At 66.4% G+C, this 16079-nt stretch carries 15 protein-coding genes; 5 read left to right on the top strand and 10 right to left on the bottom strand.

All coding sequences use genetic code 11. The features are described from left to right. Positions 1-10: 10 nt before the first annotated feature. Together IB223_RS03640 and IB223_RS03635 are read left to right on the top strand one after the other, a co-directional pair. Positions 11-1657 carry a choline dehydrogenase gene (locus tag IB223_RS03640; RefSeq protein ID WP_192200296.1) on the top strand — a complete coding sequence of 549 codons (1647 nt, stop codon included), beginning with the start codon at positions 11-13 and terminating at the stop codon, positions 1655-1657. 436 nt (positions 1658-2093) lie between these two features. Then, positions 2094-3521 (top strand): serine hydrolase domain-containing protein, encoded by a 1428-nt coding sequence (locus IB223_RS03635; RefSeq protein ID WP_192200295.1) that lies wholly within the window; start codon positions 2094-2096, stop codon positions 3519-3521. Positions 3522-3561: 40 nt separating this feature from the next. Here the strand turns inward: IB223_RS03635 and IB223_RS03630 are convergent, their stop codons facing one another. The 7 genes from IB223_RS03630 to IB223_RS03600 all read right to left on the bottom strand — a co-directional run bounded on the left by IB223_RS03630 (position 3562) and on the right by IB223_RS03600 (position 9276). Then, entirely contained in the window at positions 3562-4095 is a 534-nt protein-coding gene (locus IB223_RS03630) for an SRPBCC family protein (RefSeq protein WP_192200294.1), read from the bottom strand. A 115-nt stretch (positions 4096-4210) separates the two neighbouring features. Continuing rightward, on the bottom strand, positions 4211-4657 hold the full coding sequence (locus IB223_RS03625; protein WP_142123522.1) for a histone: 447 nt from the start codon (positions 4655-4657) through the stop codon (positions 4211-4213). Positions 4658-5703: 1046 nt separating this feature from the next. Further along, positions 5704-6099 (bottom strand): glycine cleavage system protein GcvH, encoded by a 396-nt coding sequence (gene gcvH, locus IB223_RS03620; protein WP_192200293.1) that lies wholly within the window; start codon positions 6097-6099, stop codon positions 5704-5706. An 84-nt stretch (positions 6100-6183) separates the two neighbouring features. After that, positions 6184-7305, bottom strand: a complete 1122-nt coding sequence (gene gcvT / locus IB223_RS03615) for a glycine cleavage system aminomethyltransferase GcvT (protein ID WP_192200292.1) — start codon at positions 7303-7305, stop codon at positions 6184-6186. Positions 7306-7368: 63 nt separating this feature from the next. Continuing rightward, positions 7369-7884 (bottom strand): hypothetical protein, encoded by a 516-nt coding sequence (locus IB223_RS03610; RefSeq protein ID WP_192200291.1) that lies wholly within the window; start codon positions 7882-7884, stop codon positions 7369-7371. Further along, positions 7885-8316, bottom strand: a complete 432-nt coding sequence (locus IB223_RS03605) for an NfeD family protein (protein WP_192200290.1) — start codon at positions 8314-8316, stop codon at positions 7885-7887. A 3-nt stretch (positions 8317-8319) separates the two neighbouring features. Then, on the bottom strand, positions 8320-9276 hold the full coding sequence (locus IB223_RS03600; protein WP_192200289.1) for an SPFH domain-containing protein: 957 nt from the start codon (positions 9274-9276) through the stop codon (positions 8320-8322). A 159-nt stretch (positions 9277-9435) separates the two neighbouring features. Between IB223_RS03600 and IB223_RS03595 the strand changes: the two genes are divergently transcribed. From IB223_RS03595 to IB223_RS03585, 3 genes are read left to right on the top strand one after another with little or no spacing between them, the layout of a single operon-like run. Continuing rightward, entirely contained in the window at positions 9436-9999 is a 564-nt protein-coding gene (locus IB223_RS03595) for a sigma-70 family RNA polymerase sigma factor (RefSeq protein WP_225590794.1), read from the top strand. Continuing rightward, a complete protein-coding gene (locus IB223_RS03590) occupies positions 9992-10750 on the top strand; it encodes a hypothetical protein (protein WP_192200287.1) in 759 nt (252 codons plus the stop codon). Before IB223_RS03595 ends, IB223_RS03590 begins: the two co-directional genes overlap by 8 nt. A gap of 29 nt (positions 10751-10779) precedes the next feature. Beyond that, the gene (locus IB223_RS03585) at positions 10780-11943 is read left to right on the top strand and encodes a PDZ domain-containing protein (RefSeq protein ID WP_192200286.1); all 1164 of its coding nucleotides are present in this window, start codon (positions 10780-10782) and stop codon (positions 11941-11943) included. A gap of 97 nt (positions 11944-12040) precedes the next feature. Here the strand turns inward: IB223_RS03585 and IB223_RS03580 are convergent, their stop codons facing one another. The 3 genes from IB223_RS03580 to IB223_RS03570 are packed head-to-tail and all read right to left on the bottom strand — an operon-like array spanning position 12041 to position 15857. Further along, entirely contained in the window at positions 12041-12997 is a 957-nt protein-coding gene (locus IB223_RS03580; RefSeq protein ID WP_192200285.1) for a DUF6607 family protein, read from the bottom strand. Positions 12998-13008: 11 nt separating this feature from the next. Further along, complete coding sequence (locus tag IB223_RS03575) at positions 13009-13635, bottom strand: Hemin transport protein (protein ID WP_192200284.1); 627 nt, start codon at positions 13633-13635, stop codon at positions 13009-13011. 5 nt (positions 13636-13640) lie between these two features. Continuing rightward, complete coding sequence (locus IB223_RS03570; RefSeq protein ID WP_225590917.1) at positions 13641-15857, bottom strand: TonB-dependent hemoglobin/transferrin/lactoferrin family receptor; 2217 nt, start codon at positions 15855-15857, stop codon at positions 13641-13643. Positions 15858-16079: the final 222 nt, after the last annotated feature.

The following is a 16079-nucleotide window of genomic DNA, read 5'->3' as shown; positions in this document are numbered from 1 at the left end:
AGGGCAGCATGTGTACGACTACATCATCGTGGGCGCCGGTTCGGCCGGCTGTGTCCTGGCCCACCGCCTGAGCGAAGACCCCGCCTGTCGCGTGCTGCTGCTGGAAGCCGGCCCGCGCGACTGGCATCCCTTCATCCACATGCCGGCCGGCCTGGCCAAGCTGGTCGGACAGAAGGGCGTGAACTGGAACTACGACACCGCGCCGGAGCCGCAGCTCGATGGGCGCCGCCTGTGGTGGCCGCGCGGCAAGGTGCTCGGCGGTTCCAGTTCGATCAACGCCATGTGCTACACCCGCGGCGTGCCGGAGGACTACGACGAGTGGGCCGAAGCGGGCGCGGAGGGTTGGGACTGGGCCGGTGTACTGCCCTACTTCCGCCGTTCCGAACGCAATGCGCGCGGTGCGGATGCGCTGCATGGCGACGAAGGTCCGCTGTACGTATCGGACCTGCGCCACACCAATCCACTGTCCGCGGTCTTCATCGAGGCCGGCACCCAGGCCGGCTTCGCGCGCAACGGGGACTTCAACGGGCCGGCCCAGGCCGGTTTCGGGCTGTACCAGGTGACCCAGAAGGAGGGCGCGCGCTGCTCGTCGGCGGTGGCGTACCTGGATCCCGCACGCGACCGCCAGAACCTCGACATCGTCACCGGCGCCCTGGTCCGTCGCGTGCTGCTGGAGAAGGGCCGCGCGATCGGTGTGGCGTACGCACGTGGCGGGCAGGAAATCGTTGTCCGCTGCGACCGGGAAGTGCTGCTGAGTGGCGGCGCGATCAACTCGCCGCAATTGCTGATGCTGTCCGGCATCGGACCGGCGGAGCATCTGCAGGAACAGGGCATCACCGTCCGCCATGCGCTGCCGGGCGTCGGCCGCAACCTGCAGGACCATCTGGACATCTGCACGCTGCAGCACTGCACCCAACGCGTCACCTACGACCGCACCAGCGAGCTCAGGACCGCCTTCGACTACTTCCTGCGCGGCCATCGTGGCCCGGGCAGCAGCAATATCGCCGAGGCCGGCGCCTTCGTGCGTTCAGCGCTCGCACCCGACGAGCGCCCCGATATCCAGTTCCATTTCGTCCCGGCCATGCTGGACGATCACGGCCGCAACCGCCTGCCCGGGGACGGCTACACCGCCCATGCGTGCTTCCTGCGCCCGCGCAGCCGCGGCCAGATCCTGCTGGCCAGCGCCGACCCACGCGTGGATGCGCGCATCGAGGCGAACTACCTGAGCGACCCGGAAGGCTTCGACCTCAGGATGATGGTCGAATGCGCCAGGATCTCGCGCGAGTTGTTCGCGCAGCCCGCCTTCGACGCCTACCGTGGCGCCCCCATCCACCCGGCGCGCAACGACCTGTCGGATGCCGAGCTGATCGCCTTCATCCGCGCCAAGGCCGAAACCGTCTACCACCCCGTCGGCACCTGCCGAATGGGCGAAGACGAAGACGCCGTGGTCGATTCCGGGTTGCGCGTGCATGGCATCGCGGGACTCCGCGTGATCGATGCCTCGGTGATGCCCACGCTGATCGGCGGCAACACCAACGCACCGACCATCATGATCGCCGAGCGCGCCTCGGACCTGATCCGCGGACTGCCGGTGCTGTCGGGCCACCCTGCGCGTGCGGCGGCCACGGCATCTCCCGCGTTTGCCGCCGCCGACTAGGACGGGCAACGCGCCACTCGCGCGTCACGCATCTCCGGGCTGCGACTTGCCACGGTTGCGGCCCGGCCCCGCATTCAGCTTGTCCGACTCCCGCCGCAGCGCATCGCGCGTGGCGCATGCTGAATGCGGCGCCGCGATGTTCCTCAATCATCGGCATTCGATCGCCCACGACGCTCCGCACCTACAGCGCTGCGGCGAATCAGGCCGAAGCGGCGCGGAAATTGCATGCGATGGATAGCAGGCATTCCTGAACGTGTCGCATGCGTTCAGCCGCCTGTTGGAAGCGTCCGCGCCTTACTGAACTGGGACGACCGCCACACCTGTAATCAGCAGCAGGATGAACAACATGGACATGGAATCTCTCCCTGTTTGTGCAATCGAAAAAAGCGGCGTTATGATCCGAACAGGCAAGGGTCTTACGCAGGCGTCACGCACGATGAAACACAAGACAAGCCGGCGCTCGCTGCACGTCTTCCGGATCGGCCTGGTCGGGCTGCTGCTTCCGCTGACGCTGTCGTCCACGGCACAGACACCATTGCGCTGGACGTCCGCCAGTCACGGCGCTGAAACCGCCCCGGTCTCCGCCAACGCGGCTGCGAGCGCGGCTGCCTACGTCTCGCCGACGCAGCCGCGCCCGTACCGCACGGCGCTGACGGGGCAGAACATCCAGCCGCTCGCGGCGGGGTTCGATGTGCGGGCCTTCGAGACCATGGCCGAACACCTGACGGTGGGCCAGCGGGTCCCCGGCCTCGCCATGGCCATCGTCCACAACGGCCGCGTGATGAGTGCGCGCGGCTACGGCGTTACCGACGTGGTCAATCCGCAGCAGGTCGACGCGCATACGGTGTTCCGGCTGGCGTCCTTGTCCAAGGCCTTCGCCAGCACGCTGACCGGCCTGATGGTGCAGGACGGTTCGCTGCGCTGGGACAGCAAGGTCAACCAGTACGTGCCGGGCTTCCAGTTGAGCGATGCGAACGCGACCTCCCACGTGACCGTCGCGGACGTGCTGAGCCACAGCGTCGGCCTGCAGGCTCACAACGCCTTCGACCGCGACATCGAAGCCAATGCGGAGTACTACGACGTGGCCCGCAAGCTGGCGTACGCGCCGCTGAAGTGCGCACCCGGCGAATGCTATGCCTACCAGAACGTCGCCTTCAGCCTGATCGGCGACGTGGTGTTCGCCGCCACCGGCACCTTCTATGACCAGGCGGTGGACCGTCGCATCTTCAAGCCGCTGGGCATGAACGATGCGAGCATGGGCCTGGCCGGCATCCAGGGCAGCACGCGCTGGGCGCGACCGCATGTGCGCAGCCGCAACGGCTGGGTCTCGTTGACGCCCAAGCCGACTTATTACCGGTTGCCGCCGGCCGCCGGCGTCAATGCCAGCGCCAGCGATCTGGCGCAATGGCTGATTGCCCAGACAGGCCACCGCCCCGACGTACTGCCGGCGCCGCTGCTGGCGACGCTGCATGCGCCCGTGGTCACCACGCCCGGCGAAATGCGCGGTGGCTGGCGACGCGAACGCATCCATTCGGCCAGCTATGCGCTCGGCTGGCGCGTATTCGACTACGCAGGCCAGCAGGTCGTCTTCCACGCGGGTGCCGTCCAGGGATATCGCGGCCTGGTCGCACTGGTTCCCGGACAGGATCTGGGCGTGGCGATGGTGTGGAACAGCGACAGCTCGCTTCCCTCGGGGCTGTTGCCGACCATCCTCGATCGCGCAATGGGCCTGCCCGGTGAACCCTGGGTCGAGACACCGGCGGACTACGACCTGCTGCTCGCCGAGTCGCCCGAGGCGACGCCTACTGATGGAAAGAAGGACAGCGGTACGTCTTCGCACCGCAGCACCGCGTCTCCGCGTTGAGATGCCTGGGCACGGCAGCGCTGCCGTGCCCCCCATCGGGTCAGGCCTGCGTGCCTTCCAGCAATGACTTGAGCTTGCGCAGTCCCTTCTCGTAGTCGGCACCGATCATCCGGTCGAACAACAGGCCCAGCCAGCGCTTGAACGGATTCATGCCGTGCTGGGTATCGAACGCCCACGTCAGGCGCGTGCCATTTCCTTCCGGGTCCAGCAGGTAGGCTGCCTGCGCCTGGCTGCCGTCGAAGTCGAGCGCCACCACGACGCGCCGGTGCGGCTCGCTGGTGGTGATCTCCTGGCTACCGCTGCCTACGGAACGATTGCCGGACCATCGCATGCGCGCACCGACGCCGCTGGCCGGACCCTCGAACGTGTACTTCGCCTGCGGGTCGTACTCTGCCCATGGCGACCAGGCGCTGAAGCGTTCGAACGAGTTGAGCGTCGCGAAGACCTGCTCCGGGCTGCGTTCGATCACCACGCTGCGCTCCACGTGCGTCGTTGCCGGCAGCAGCAGGCCGCCCAGCCCCAACAGCAACCCGATGGCCGCGATGGCCGCCAGCGCCCACTTGAAGAACCTCATGCCTACCCTCCTCGCATCTCCAGATGAGGCAGCCTAGCCGTTCGCCCATAAAAAAACTCTCCCCCCGCTGGGCACAGGGAGAGAGTCCATGGTGTTACGGCTAATCGGGGTTGGCTTAGATCAGCGGAGCCGGGGTTGCCGGCAGCGCGACCGGGGCCGCTTTCTTCTTGGACTTCTTGGCAGGCTTCTTGGCGGCCTTCTTCGCGGCCTTCTTGGCCGGCTTCTTGGCTACTTTCTTGGCAGCCTTCTTCGCGGTCTTCTTGGCAGCCTTCTTCGCCGTCTTCTTGGCGGGCTTCTTGGCTACTTTCTTGGCCGACTTCTTGGTGGCCTTCTTCGCGGTCTTCTTGGCAGCCTTCTTCGCCGGCTTCTTGGCTACCTTCTTCGCAGCCTTCTTGGCGACCTTCTTCACTGCCTTCTTGGCCTTGGCGACCTTCTTGGCGACCTTCTTGGCAGCCTTCTTCACTGCCTTCTTCACGGTCTTCTTAGCAGCCGCCTTCTTGGTGGCCTTCTTGGCAGCCTTCTTGGCGGCCGGTTTCTTTTTCGCAGCTTTCTTCGTTGCCATGTGATGGCTCCTCGTCAATGAACTATGGATTTTTACGTCTGGTTACAGCACATCTGCCCGGAGGCAGGCCCAGCTGCAAGAAACGCCGCGGGAGTCGGACCCGTCGGCAGCCGTCGTCGCGACACGCGCGGCGATGCGGATTCCCCAGGGGGCCAGGCGTGCGAAACCCGGCTCCCTACAAATACGAAAACACCCGTGTCGCCAGGCGACACGGGTGCGATGAAAGAGGTGTTTTGCGTTTTTCCGGGGGAAGCGAGTCCTGCGTCCACCGTGATCCCGGTGCGGACGATGGGCTGTGTTGTCTTTCGCGCTGTCGTGTTGATTCGACTCACTCGCTTCCGCAGGACGCTCTGCTTGGGGCGAAACCTAATCACGGTTTTTCAAGGTGTCAACACCTTCGCTCAACTTTTTTTCTCTGGTCGTCATGGCCGGACGGTGCCGACAAGCGTGGATGGCGGCGACGCCATGCCGCCGACGGGCGAACCCGATTCGACTGACGGACATGCGCCTGAAAAAAAACATCGGTAAAACGCGCTTTTTTTTCTCCGAGGTCCTGCGCGCCACCGGTTGAAGCGACGATGCAGTGCGTCCTCGACGGCTGCGCGCTGCCGCCCTGACGGGTTGAACAGCGGCTAAAAAAAACTTTCGCCGAGGGTGTCCGATTTCGCGTCGCACAAGTCGGATTGCGCCGATTTGCGCAAACATTTTTCCTTCCACCGGCGACTTCGTCGCCATCGCCGGCGCCGGAAAGTCGACGCGACGGGCATCGCATCGCGGACTCGGCACGCCATTGCGCGCGCTCGCATCAGGCAGGCGTACCTGGCATTCCGCTTCGCCGTTCGTCGGCTACGACCCTTCGCGCGTGTCGCCCTCCGCGCAACGCACGGCGGACGTGGCGCGCACGGCAGCCGGTGATCCGCCCTGGGTGGTGGCGGGGAATCCGTGGCGCCGTACAGCTGCAGGAAACGAAACGGGGAACCGGCAACGGGGAACACCAGGTTCCATCGTTGCCGGTTCCCCGCCGGGGGACAGCCTGTACGGATGCCTCAGTTGTCGTCGTCTTCGATCAGTTCGGCATAGTCGTCGGGCGACAGCAGTTCGTTGAGCTGCTCGGGTTCCTCGGCTTCGATCACGAAGATCCAGCCCTCGCCGTAGGCGTCCTCGTTGATGGTCTCGGGCTTGTCGGACAGCGCCGCGTTGACCTCCACGATCTTGCCGGTGACCGGGCTGTAGACATCGGACGCCGCCTTCACCGATTCGACCACCGCGCTGGCGTTGCCCGCTTCGATGCGGTCGCCGACGTTGGGCAGCTCGACGTAGACCAGGTCGCCGAGCAGGCCTTGCGCGTGGTCGGAGATGCCGACGGTGATGCGACCGTCACCTTCGAGGCGGGCCCATTCATGGGACTTGAGGAATTTCAGATCGCCAGGAATTTCACTCATTGGGGGCTCCGGATTGCTGCTGGGGTCGGGTAGGGAAAGATAGTTTAGCGGAGGAATGCGCGGGTGAAGAATGCCGGGGTGCGATCATTCAAGCACGCCGGGCTGGGCTTGGCCGTCGCGCACGAACGGGAACTTCACCACGCGCACTGGCACCTCCTTGCCACGGATGTCCACGCGCACGCCGCCCTCGGCACCGAGCGGGATATCGCCGGCCGGCACCCGCGCGAAGGCGATGGCCTTGCCCAGCGTCGGCGAGAACGTGCCGGACAGGATCTCGCCGTCGCCATGCGCGGTGAGCACTTTCTGGCCGTGGCGCAGCACACCCTTCTCATCCATGACCAGGCCGATCATCTGCCGCGGCGCGCCGCCGGCCTTCTGTGCTTCCAGCGTGGCGCGGCCGGTGAAGGCGCGACCTTCGTCCAGCGCGACCGTCCAGGCCAGCGCGGCTTCGTACGGCGAGACGGTGTCGTCCATGTCCTGCCCGTACAGATTCATGCCCGCCTCCAGCCGCAACGTGTCGCGCGCTCCCAGGCCGGCCGGCTTGACGCCGGCATCGAGCAGCGCGTTCCAGAACGCCACGGCCTGCGCCTGCGGCAGCACGATCTCGTAGCCGTCCTCGCCGGTGTAGCCGGTGCGGGCGACGAACAACGGCACGCCGTCGGTGCTGGTGGTGTCGGTGGCGGCGAACCGGGTCAGCTTGCCGACCTTCGCACGGTCCTCCTCGCGCAGCAGGCCGTGCACGCGCTCGCGCGCCGTCGGACCCTGCACGGCGACCATCGCGAAGTCGGGGCGCTCGGTGACCTGCACATCGAACACGACCGCCTGCGCGGTGATCCACGCCAGGTCCTTCTCGCGGGTGGCGGCATTGACCACCAGGCGGAAGAACGCCTCGTCCAGGAAATAGATGATCAGGTCGTCGATCACCCCGCCCTGTTCGTTGAGCATTGCCGTGTACAGCGCCTTGCCCGGCTTCTGCAGCTTGTCCACCGAATTGGCGACCAGCTGGCGCAGGAACTCCCGTGTGCGCGTGCCGCGCAGGTCGACCACGGTCATGTGGCTGACGTCGAACATGCCCGCGTCGCGGCGCACCTGGTGGTGCTCTTCGATCTGGGAACCATAGTGGATCGGCATGTCCCAGCCGCCGAAGTCGACCATCTTGGCGCCAAGCGCGCGATGGGTGTCGTTGAGGATGGTCTTCTGGGTCATGGCAGCGTCCGGGCGGGCAAAGAAGCGCATTATCCCAGAACGCACCAGCAGGGTGCGCCGTCGCTACAACCCGTAGTACGCCTCGTTGATGCAGTCGACGGTGCGCGCATCCAGCACCTCGAAACGGGCATCGGGCAGGCGCAGGCGGCCCGCCCAGGCGACATCCTTCAACCATTCCGTCGCCGTGTCGTGCTGGCGCACGATGGCCGCGACGCGGGCATCGTCCTGCCCCTTCACGCGACAGGTACCGAACTGCAGATAGTAGCCCGGCAGGTCGCCCACGTATGGCACGGCATCGGTGATGCGCCATTGCGCGCGAGGCCCGTCGCGTCCCGCCAACTCACCGGCCACCACGAAGCGCGGCACCGGCTCACCGCTCTCGTCGGCGGCGGGTGAGGCCAGCACGCCGACCGAGTACTCGCACACAGGGTCAGGATCCCGGGACAGGGAAACGCAACTCCCGCCCAGTTCGTCGAGCCCGTCGGGATACGGCGGCATCACCCGGCCGACGAGGTCCGCTGCCGTAACGGACAGCGTCGCCAGCACGGACATCGATCGCGCCAGCCCCGTCGCGCCCATCTAGGCCTCCTGCACCTTCAACGTCATGCCATTCACCGCGATCACCCTCACACGCGTGCCGACCGGCAGGTCGGGGCCTTCCACTGCCCAGAACGCGTCGTCGATCCTGATCCGGCCGCGTTCTCCCACGATGGCTTGGTCCAGCACGGTCACCGTGCCGACCAGTTGCTCCGCGCGGCGGTTGAGCAGTGGCTTGTCGCTCTGGCGACCCTTGCCACGGAACCACGTGCGGTAGATCTGGATGGACACGAAACTCAGCACGACGAAGGCTGCCACCTGGGCCAGCAGCGGGATGCCCGGCACCACCAACACGCCGATGAACACCACCACGGCGGCGAAGCCCATCCATAGCATGAAGGCGCCTGGCGCCATGGTCTCGGCGGCGAACAGCAGCAGTGCCACCGCCGCCCAACCCGCAACGTCCCAGCGCATGGCTCAGCCCCCCACCCGCGGCGGCACGCGCGGCGGCGCGGCCTGCTGCTTGCCCAGGGCCTCCTTGGCCAGTTCGGCGATGCCGGCGATGGAGCCGATGATGCCGCTGCTCTCCATCGGCATCAGCACGAACTTCTGGTTGGGCGCCGTGGCCAGCTCCTTGAAGGCTTCCACGTACTTCTGCGCGATGAAATAGTTGATCGCCTGCACGTCACCCTTCGCGATGGCGTCGCTGACCATCTGGGTGGCCTTGGCTTCCGCTTCGGCCAGGCGCTCGCGCGCCTCGGCGTCGCGGAACGCGGCTTCCTTGCGGCCCTCGGCCTCCAGCACGGCGGCCTGCTTCTCGCCCTCGGCACGCAGGATCTCGGACTGGCGCGAACCCTCCGCCTCGAGGATCTGCGCGCGCTTCTCGCGTTCGGCCTTCATCTGGCGCGCCATCGAGTCGATGAGGTCGCGCGGCGGCTGGATGTCGCGGATCTCGATGCGGTTGACCTTGATGCCCCACGGATTGGTGGCCTGGTCGACCACGCTGAGCAACTGCGCGTTGATGGTTTCACGCTGGCTCAGCGATTCGTCCAGGTCCATCGAACCGATCACGGTACGGATGTTGGTCTGCACCAGGGCGATGGTTGCGACCTCGAGGTTGGACACCTCATACGCCGCCTTGGCTGCGTCCAGCACCTGGAAGAACACCACGCCGTCCACCTTGACCACGGCATTGTCCTTGGTGATCACGTCCTGGCTGGGCACGTCCAGCACCTGCTCCATGACGTTCACCTTGCGGCCCACGCCATAGATGATCGGCACCAGGAAGTGCAGGCCCGGATCCAGCGTATGGGTGTACTTGCCGAAGCGTTCCACCGTCCACTCGTAACCCTGCGGCACCATCCGCACGGTCTTGAACAGGATGATGACGCCGGCCACCAGCAGGATGATGGCCACGAAACTGGTCTCGAACATCGATGTTCCCCTCTTGGTCCCTGATGCGACCCAGTATAGACCCGTGCGCACGGCCATCCGGAGCTGCGGCATGCCGGCGATCGATGAACTTTCCGCACGCTGCGACGGTATTGCCCTCTGCCGCATCCCTGTATGGGACGACCCGACGAATCCCCCCGCTTGAGCCGATCCCAGTTCGCCATCGACGTCCCCGACAGCCTGGTCGCCCGCGCGCGCGCAGGATGCAGGGAGGCGTTCGAACAGATCTATCGACGGTTCGAGCGCCCGGTGTTCACGCTGGCGCTGCGCATCTGCGGCGACCGGGAGCAGGCGGGCGATGTGTTGCAGGACACCATGCTGAAACTGTTCCACCACCTGCCCGACTATCGCGCCGACTGCCCATTCTGGGGTTGGCTGCGCCAGATCGCGGTGAACGAAGCGCTGCTCCGTCTGCGCCGGCAGAAGCGGCTGGTGGCCGAGATCGCGGTCGATGAAGACGACCTGCCCGAAGACCAGGGCCTGCCACCCACTGCGGCAGCCGATGCCTTCCTGTTGCAGCGCGCACTCGATGCCTTGCCGGCCGCCACCCGCAGCGTGCTGTGGCTGTACCACGCCGAGGGCTATACCCACGACGAGATCGCTGCACTGATGCAGCGCACGCCCAGCTTCTCCAAATCGCAACTTTCGCGCGGCACCCGACGCCTGCGCGCGTTGCTGCAGATCGAGGAACCCGTCCATGCCTGATGTCCGCACCCGCGATGCCGTGCCGCGTGACTGGGGAGACGCCTTTGCAGGCCTGCCGCTGGAAGCAGCACCCGCTGACAGCTGGGCGATGCTGGCTGCCCGCCTGCCTCCGCCCGTGGTGGTACAGCCTCATCGCTGGCCGCAGCGCGCGGCCTTGGCCGCCGCGCTTGTGCTCGCCGTGGTGCTGCCCCTGCGATGGACGAACCCAACCACGCCTTCACCCGCACCCCCGACCACCGCGACACATCAACAACCCGCCCCGCCGGCGGACACGGATTCGCCACCTTTATATGCGGAGGCCGCGAAAGGCCTGCCCACCCCGATCGGCACGCGCGCCACGGACGCCGCAACCACGTCGTCCAAGCTCAAGCGCGGCACCCTTCCGGTCGCCCGGCAACGCGCGGCACGTCCCACCGGTGACATCGAGCCTGCAAAAGTCGCCGCGCCCCCCGCCACTGATCCGCTGGATGCGCTGTATGCCGAATCGGCACAACTGGAAGCCGTGCTGGCACGGCTGCCCGAATCGCGCATGGCCAACGCCGCCACGGAAGCGCTGTCCGCCGGACTGCAGGAGCGGGTGGCCAGCATCGACATGGCGCTGTCGCAGACCGCCTTGTCCCACGACACGCAGGCGCAACTGTGGCAGGCGCGCGTGGACACGCTCCGGCAGTTGACCGGCGTGGAAACGACCCAGCGCTGGCAGGTGGCACGCGGCGAACCCTATCCGCACCCCGACACTGCGATTTACTGACCCGACACCGACCCATGCCGGAGGCACGCATGAAACCCGCCCTGCTCACCGCTTCGTTGCTGATCATCGCAGCGGCATCACCCCTCGACAGCCTCGCCCGCCAGGACGCGGGCTCCATGCAACAGAAGGAGCTGGAAGCGGCGCGTGCCGACCTGCAACGGGCGGCCCGCCGCGTGGCCGAACTGTCGCAGGGTTCCGTCGTACCTCCACACGCCATCCCCATGCACAGCCCGCTCCAGCGCAAGCCACGCCTGGGTGTCCTGCTGACCGGCGATGACGACACCGGCGTGCGTATCACCGGCATCACGCCCGACAGCGGCGCGGCGAAGGCTGGCCTGAGGGCCGGCGATCGGCTGGTCGGCATCGGCGGCAAGCCGATTGCCGGCACCAGTGCCGACGAGCGTCTGGCCAACGCACGCGCGGCCCTCGCGGACTTGAAGATCGACGTGCCCGTTTCGGTTTCCTATCAGCGTGATGGTCGGGACCACGAGACCGAAGCCACTCCCATCCCCATCCGTCCCCAGTTCGCCTTCTCCACCTATCGGATGGCCGGGGCGGACACACTCAATGGTCTGGATGAAGACATCACCATCACGCTCGACGATCTTCCGGTGGGCATTGCACCGGAGGTGCAGCGCGAGCTCCGGCAACTCGGCAGACTCGGGGATTGCAAGGAGCAGGAATGCAGACTGCCGGTCCTGGCCGAAGCGTTCCGCTGGAGCAACCTGAATCTCGCCCGCGTCGATCCATCGCTGGGGCGCTACTTCGGAACCGATATCGGCGTGCTGGTGCTCTCGGTGGGGGAAGAGCTGAAGGGCCTGCAGGCAGGCGATGTCATTCGCAGGATCGAAGGCAAGCCGGTGACCACGCCGCGCGAAGTGATGCAAGCACTGCGTGGCAGGCCCGAAGAAGCCAAGGTGTCGATCGACTACCTGCGCGACCGCCGGACGCAAACCACGACGCTGACGATCCCCGAAGCCACGTCGTTCCATTTCCCCGCCATGTCGCGGATGGAAGCAGGGCCGCGCGTTGGCGCGACGCCCGGCACGGCGCCGAAGGTCCTCGAAAGCCGGCGCGTGATGATCATCGACCAGGACGGCAACCTGCGTACGTTCGAAGACGGGAAAGCCGCCCCGTTGCCGCCGCCCGCACCCCCTGTTCCACCCGCCGGCAAAACCGGCACTCTGCTCTGACCCGCACTACAACAAGAGACACGTTGAATCCCCTGCCCCCGCATCTGCGGGGGTCTTTTTCCAGGAAGAACGGCACGTCCCTGTGCCGGAGAGAACGTCAGCGGACTGTGTCCGCGGTGCCGGCGTGTTCGGGCGGCGCGGACTCCACCCAATCGGTGAACACCTTGGCGATGTCCGCGTCCGGCACCGGCTTGCCGGCTTGCACATCGCCGGCCTGGGTGAACAGCGGGATGATCATGGCCATGCCATCGACCTTGGTTTTCAGGTGCAGGCCCGGCGCCTTCGACAGGAAACCGTTCCAGTGCGCCCGCACCTTGGCCCAATACCCTGCCGTGGCCTGCCAGTAGTCGCGCGCGGGCCTGAAGTCAACTTCGGTGGTCTTCACGTAGTCGTTGAAGCCGAACTCGCGCGCCAACTCCACCTGCGTGCCATCCGGCTTGCGCAGCACCTTGGTATTGAATTGTTCGTGCGTCCAGCCATTCGGTGTCAACGTGTGGCGGTTGACGACCGACAGCGCGTTGTAATCGCTGCGCTTGGTGTACTCGCGTCGCGGCAGCGGGCGCCAGCTGAGATCGCTCGTCCAGGTGACCACGCCGTGAGCGTAGTCCCAGCGGCCGGTGCCGCAGTACCGCGGCGCATCGCTGACTTCGTAGACGCACTGGGTCCAGGCACCGCGGGTCGCCTCGGCCGGGACCGGACGCACGCTCCAGGTCTGGTCGGCACTGAACTCGAAGCGTGTCGGCGCCTGGTAGACCCAGTCCTGGCGCCAGTGCTTGGTGACATGGCCGCTCTTGGCGTCGACCAGGATGTGCTGCAGGACGATCTTGGTCGGCGTGTCCTCGACGACGATCACCGTCTCGTCGCCGCCACTGCGCATGGCCGCCTGGCGTTCGTAGCCGGGTTGCAGCAGCACGGTTTCGTCGAAAGCGAAATCAACGATGTAGTCACCCTGCATCGCCAGGATGGACTGGCGGTCACGGGCGGGATCGGCCGCGGCAGAGGCGGCGTGGCACAGGGCGGCAATCGACAGGATGACGGCGACCGGCTTCTTCATGGTGGCTTCTCTCATTTAAACCTGACCAGCGGAACGACGTTGTCGTCCGCCTCCTTTTCATTCCGCGGATATGCGCTCACGGGGCGCACGGATGGCGCGTAGCAGCCATCGTGCAGTCCGCTTTCAAGCTCGGCGCCTTCGGCATGCGCGATGCGGCGCGCGGTGGCCACGCCGAGGGCGGACATCAGCGACAGGCTCGCCGCCAGCACCGGCAGCGAGGCAGGCTGCGGCACCGCGTGCAGCTGCAGGGCGCAGGCGCGCCACTGGCCTCCCAGAAGGCGGCCGGCCAGGCGCTGCCACAGGCGATCGGCCAGTCCGGCCGCGCCCTCGTCGCACCCCTTCGGCAACGAGGCCACCAGGCGGTCCCAGGCGACGAAATCGCTGTCCGGCAGCAGGCAAAGACGCCAGCAGCAACGTCCCTGCGCATCGAAGAACAGCAACCGCTCATCGAGGCCATCGCTGTCGAGTCCGGCATGCGCCTGCACATGCACCGCCTGCTGCCAACCCGCGAGTTCGCTGCCCTGCTGCGTGCGGTACAGACACAGCACCGGACCCAGCGCCGCCACCTGGGAGGCGGTGGGGAACGCATCCCGTGACCTGCCGGTGACAGAGCCCTGCAGCGCGCGCAGTGTCGCCATGGCGGCTACCAACTCACCGCCACGCTGACCGACAGCGAGCGGCCGGACGCGGTGTAGCGGTCCAGCGTGGTGCTGTCGGCTGCGACCAGTGCGATGTCGCCCGCCTCGATGTAGGTGCGATCAGCAAGATTGAAAACGCCGACATTGAACTTGGCACCGGGCGCGAAGTCCCAGTGCGCGTACAGGTCCAGCACGCCGTAGCCCGGCTGTCGGTAGTAGCGGTCATCGGACACGCGCTGCTTGCGTTCGACGAACCGGCCCGCCAGCTCCAGGCCCCAGGCATCGGCGTCGTACGCCAAGCCGAGCGTCGCCGTGAGGGGATCCACGCTGTCCAGATCACGGGTGACGACCTGTTCGACGGTGTTGCCGTTGCCCAGATCCACAGACTCCGGCCCCCTGCCCTTGCCCCGCGACCACGCCATCGCGCCACGCAGCGACCATCCCTGCCAGCGCTCGGACAGGGCGCCGAAATCCACGCCCGCCTTCATCTCGACGCCATGGATGCGCGCCTCGGCGATGTTCTGCGACTGGTACACGGACAATCCTGCCGGCCCCAATGTCGGGTCGAACCCGATATTGCGCATGGAGGCGATGAAATCTTCATACTCGTTGTAGTACCCGCTCAGTTCGGCATACATCGCATCACCCGAGTAACGCACGCCAAGCTCGAGCCCATCGCTGGTTTCCGGCTTCAGATCCGGGTTGGCGATGGCCGTGTAGCCGAACTGCACGTTGGTGAAGCCGATGTTGACGTCGTTGTAGGGCGGCGAACGGAAGCCGTGCGCGTATCCGCCGAACAGCGACCAGGCCGGCGCGAATTTCCACACCATGCCCAGCTTGGGCGAAACGCTGCTCTCGCGGATGTCGGCCAGCGCCACGCCGGGATTGTCGGCATCGAAGATCGCGTCATGCCTCGGATCCAGCCGGTAGTGGTCCACGCGCAGGCCCGGCACCAGGCGGAACGCGCCCCCGGCGAAGCCGATTTCGTCCTGCACGTACAGCGCTGCCGTGGTGGTCCTGCTGACCGGAAAATCGCGCACGGGAAACACGTCCGGCGACATCACCGGCGTGCTGGCACCTGTCAGCGGGAACGTCCTCAGGCCGTCGCGCTTCTGCCGTGTCTCGCCACGCGCCAGGTCCACGCCATAGACAAGGTCATGCCGCACCGCCTGACCGAACGCCTTGCGGAAGTTCGCCTGCAGGCCATACGTCCGCTGATCGAAATTGAACTCGCGCTCGCGGATGTCGCGCAGCGGCGGCGCCGCCAGCGTGCGCTCCTCGCGCGTGTACTGGGTGGTCTCACTGTCCTGGCGATACACCTGCCAGTCCAGGCTGTCGGCGAAGGCCGCCGACAGGTCGTCCCATTCGTGCGAGAACGCCACCCGTGCGCGGGTCTGGTGATCGCGCGCGATGACGCGATCGTTGATGGCGCGCGTCAGCGACTGGTATCCCTGCTGGTTCAGCAGGTCGGTGTCGGCGCTGTCTTCATTGCCTTCCACCGTCAGCTTGAAACGCTGGCCTTCACCAGATGCGAACACCAGTTTGGCCAGCAGGCTGCGGCCGTCACGCTCCTGCGGGTTCGGCAACGTGCGTGCCGCCCCCGTGCCACCGGCATTGGCCTGGTTCTCGGTCTCCTGGCCCTGGCGATGGCTGACGTTCACCAGACCGCTCCAGCGCTCTCCGCCGAACGCGGCAGTGGCATTGCCGAACAGGCCATTCCAGCTGCTGTCATGACCGAGGCGGAAGCCGAAGTAGGCGTCCTTGCCTTCATCCAGGTAGTCGGACGGATCCTTGGTGATGAAGGACACCACGCCGCCGAGTGCATCCGAGCCGTACAGCGAGCTGGACGGGCCGCGCACGATCTCGACCTGCTTCAGCGTATCGAGATCCACGAAATCGCGATTGGCATTCGAGAAGCTGCCGATGGAAAACGCATCGGACACGGCGATGCCATCGGTCTGGATACGCACACGATTGCCTTCCAGCCCGCGGATGCGGAAACCCCCCAGGCCGAAGCGGCCGAAGCTGGAAGTGACGGTCACGCCGGGTTCGTAGCGCACCAGATCCTTGATGTCGCGGACCAGGTGATCGTCCAGTTCCTCGCGATCGATCACACTGACGATGTTCGGCACGTCGACGACCGCGCGTTCGCTGCGCGTAGCGGTGACCTGGATGCGCTCCAGTTCGTGCGTGCCGGCATCGGCGGAAGCGGGCGAAGCCATCGTGGCTTCGGGTGCAGCGTAGGCGGGCCCGGCAAAGGCCAGCCACACGGCCGCGGTAAGCAGCGTGGGGCGCATCATGGCGTACAGCTTTCCTGTGGGTGATGGAGAACCCGGAAGGCTGGCGGCCGGAAAATCCTTGGCTGGCGCCCGGTGGAGAGAGGGAGTGACCGCAGGACGACGGCCTGCGACGGACACCGCCTTGAAGGGCGATGCCGGACTGCG

The sequence above is a fragment of the Pseudoxanthomonas sp. PXM03 genome (assembly GCF_014852005.1).
Classification (GTDB): Bacteria; Pseudomonadota; Gammaproteobacteria; order Xanthomonadales; family Xanthomonadaceae; genus Pseudoxanthomonas_A.
The sequence above is the reverse complement of the archived record's forward strand: the minus strand, read 5'-3'. Positions and strand labels throughout refer to the sequence as shown.

What these genes read in the sequence shown, in the direction of transcription:
- IB223_RS03635 (WP_192200295.1), top strand. Translation starts at nt 2,094, where the DNA reads ATGAAACACAAGACAAGCCGGCGCTCGCTGCACGTCTTCCGGATCGGC.
- IB223_RS03630 (WP_192200294.1), bottom strand. Translation starts at nt 4,095, where the DNA reads ATGAGGTTCTTCAAGTGGGCGCTGGCGGCCATCGCGGCCATCGGGTTG.
- IB223_RS03625 (WP_142123522.1), bottom strand. Translation starts at nt 4,657, where the DNA reads ATGGCAACGAAGAAAGCTGCGAAAAAGAAACCGGCCGCCAAGAAGGCT.
- gcvH (WP_192200293.1), bottom strand. Translation starts at nt 6,099, where the DNA reads ATGAGTGAAATTCCTGGCGATCTGAAATTCCTCAAGTCCCATGAATGG.
- gcvT (WP_192200292.1), bottom strand. Translation starts at nt 7,305, where the DNA reads ATGACCCAGAAGACCATCCTCAACGACACCCATCGCGCGCTTGGCGCC.
- IB223_RS03610 (WP_192200291.1), bottom strand. Translation starts at nt 7,884, where the DNA reads ATGGGCGCGACGGGGCTGGCGCGATCGATGTCCGTGCTGGCGACGCTG.
- IB223_RS03605 (WP_192200290.1), bottom strand. Translation starts at nt 8,316, where the DNA reads ATGCGCTGGGACGTTGCGGGTTGGGCGGCGGTGGCACTGCTGCTGTTC.
- IB223_RS03600 (WP_192200289.1), bottom strand. Translation starts at nt 9,276, where the DNA reads ATGTTCGAGACCAGTTTCGTGGCCATCATCCTGCTGGTGGCCGGCGTC.
- IB223_RS03590 (WP_192200287.1), top strand. Translation starts at nt 9,992, where the DNA reads ATGCCTGATGTCCGCACCCGCGATGCCGTGCCGCGTGACTGGGGAGAC.
- IB223_RS03585 (WP_192200286.1), top strand. Translation starts at nt 10,780, where the DNA reads ATGAAACCCGCCCTGCTCACCGCTTCGTTGCTGATCATCGCAGCGGCA.
- IB223_RS03580 (WP_192200285.1), bottom strand. Translation starts at nt 12,997, where the DNA reads ATGAAGAAGCCGGTCGCCGTCATCCTGTCGATTGCCGCCCTGTGCCAC.
- IB223_RS03575 (WP_192200284.1), bottom strand. Translation starts at nt 13,635, where the DNA reads ATGGCGACACTGCGCGCGCTGCAGGGCTCTGTCACCGGCAGGTCACGG.
- IB223_RS03570 (WP_225590917.1), bottom strand. Translation starts at nt 15,857, where the DNA reads ATGGCTTCGCCCGCTTCCGCCGATGCCGGCACGCACGAACTGGAGCGC.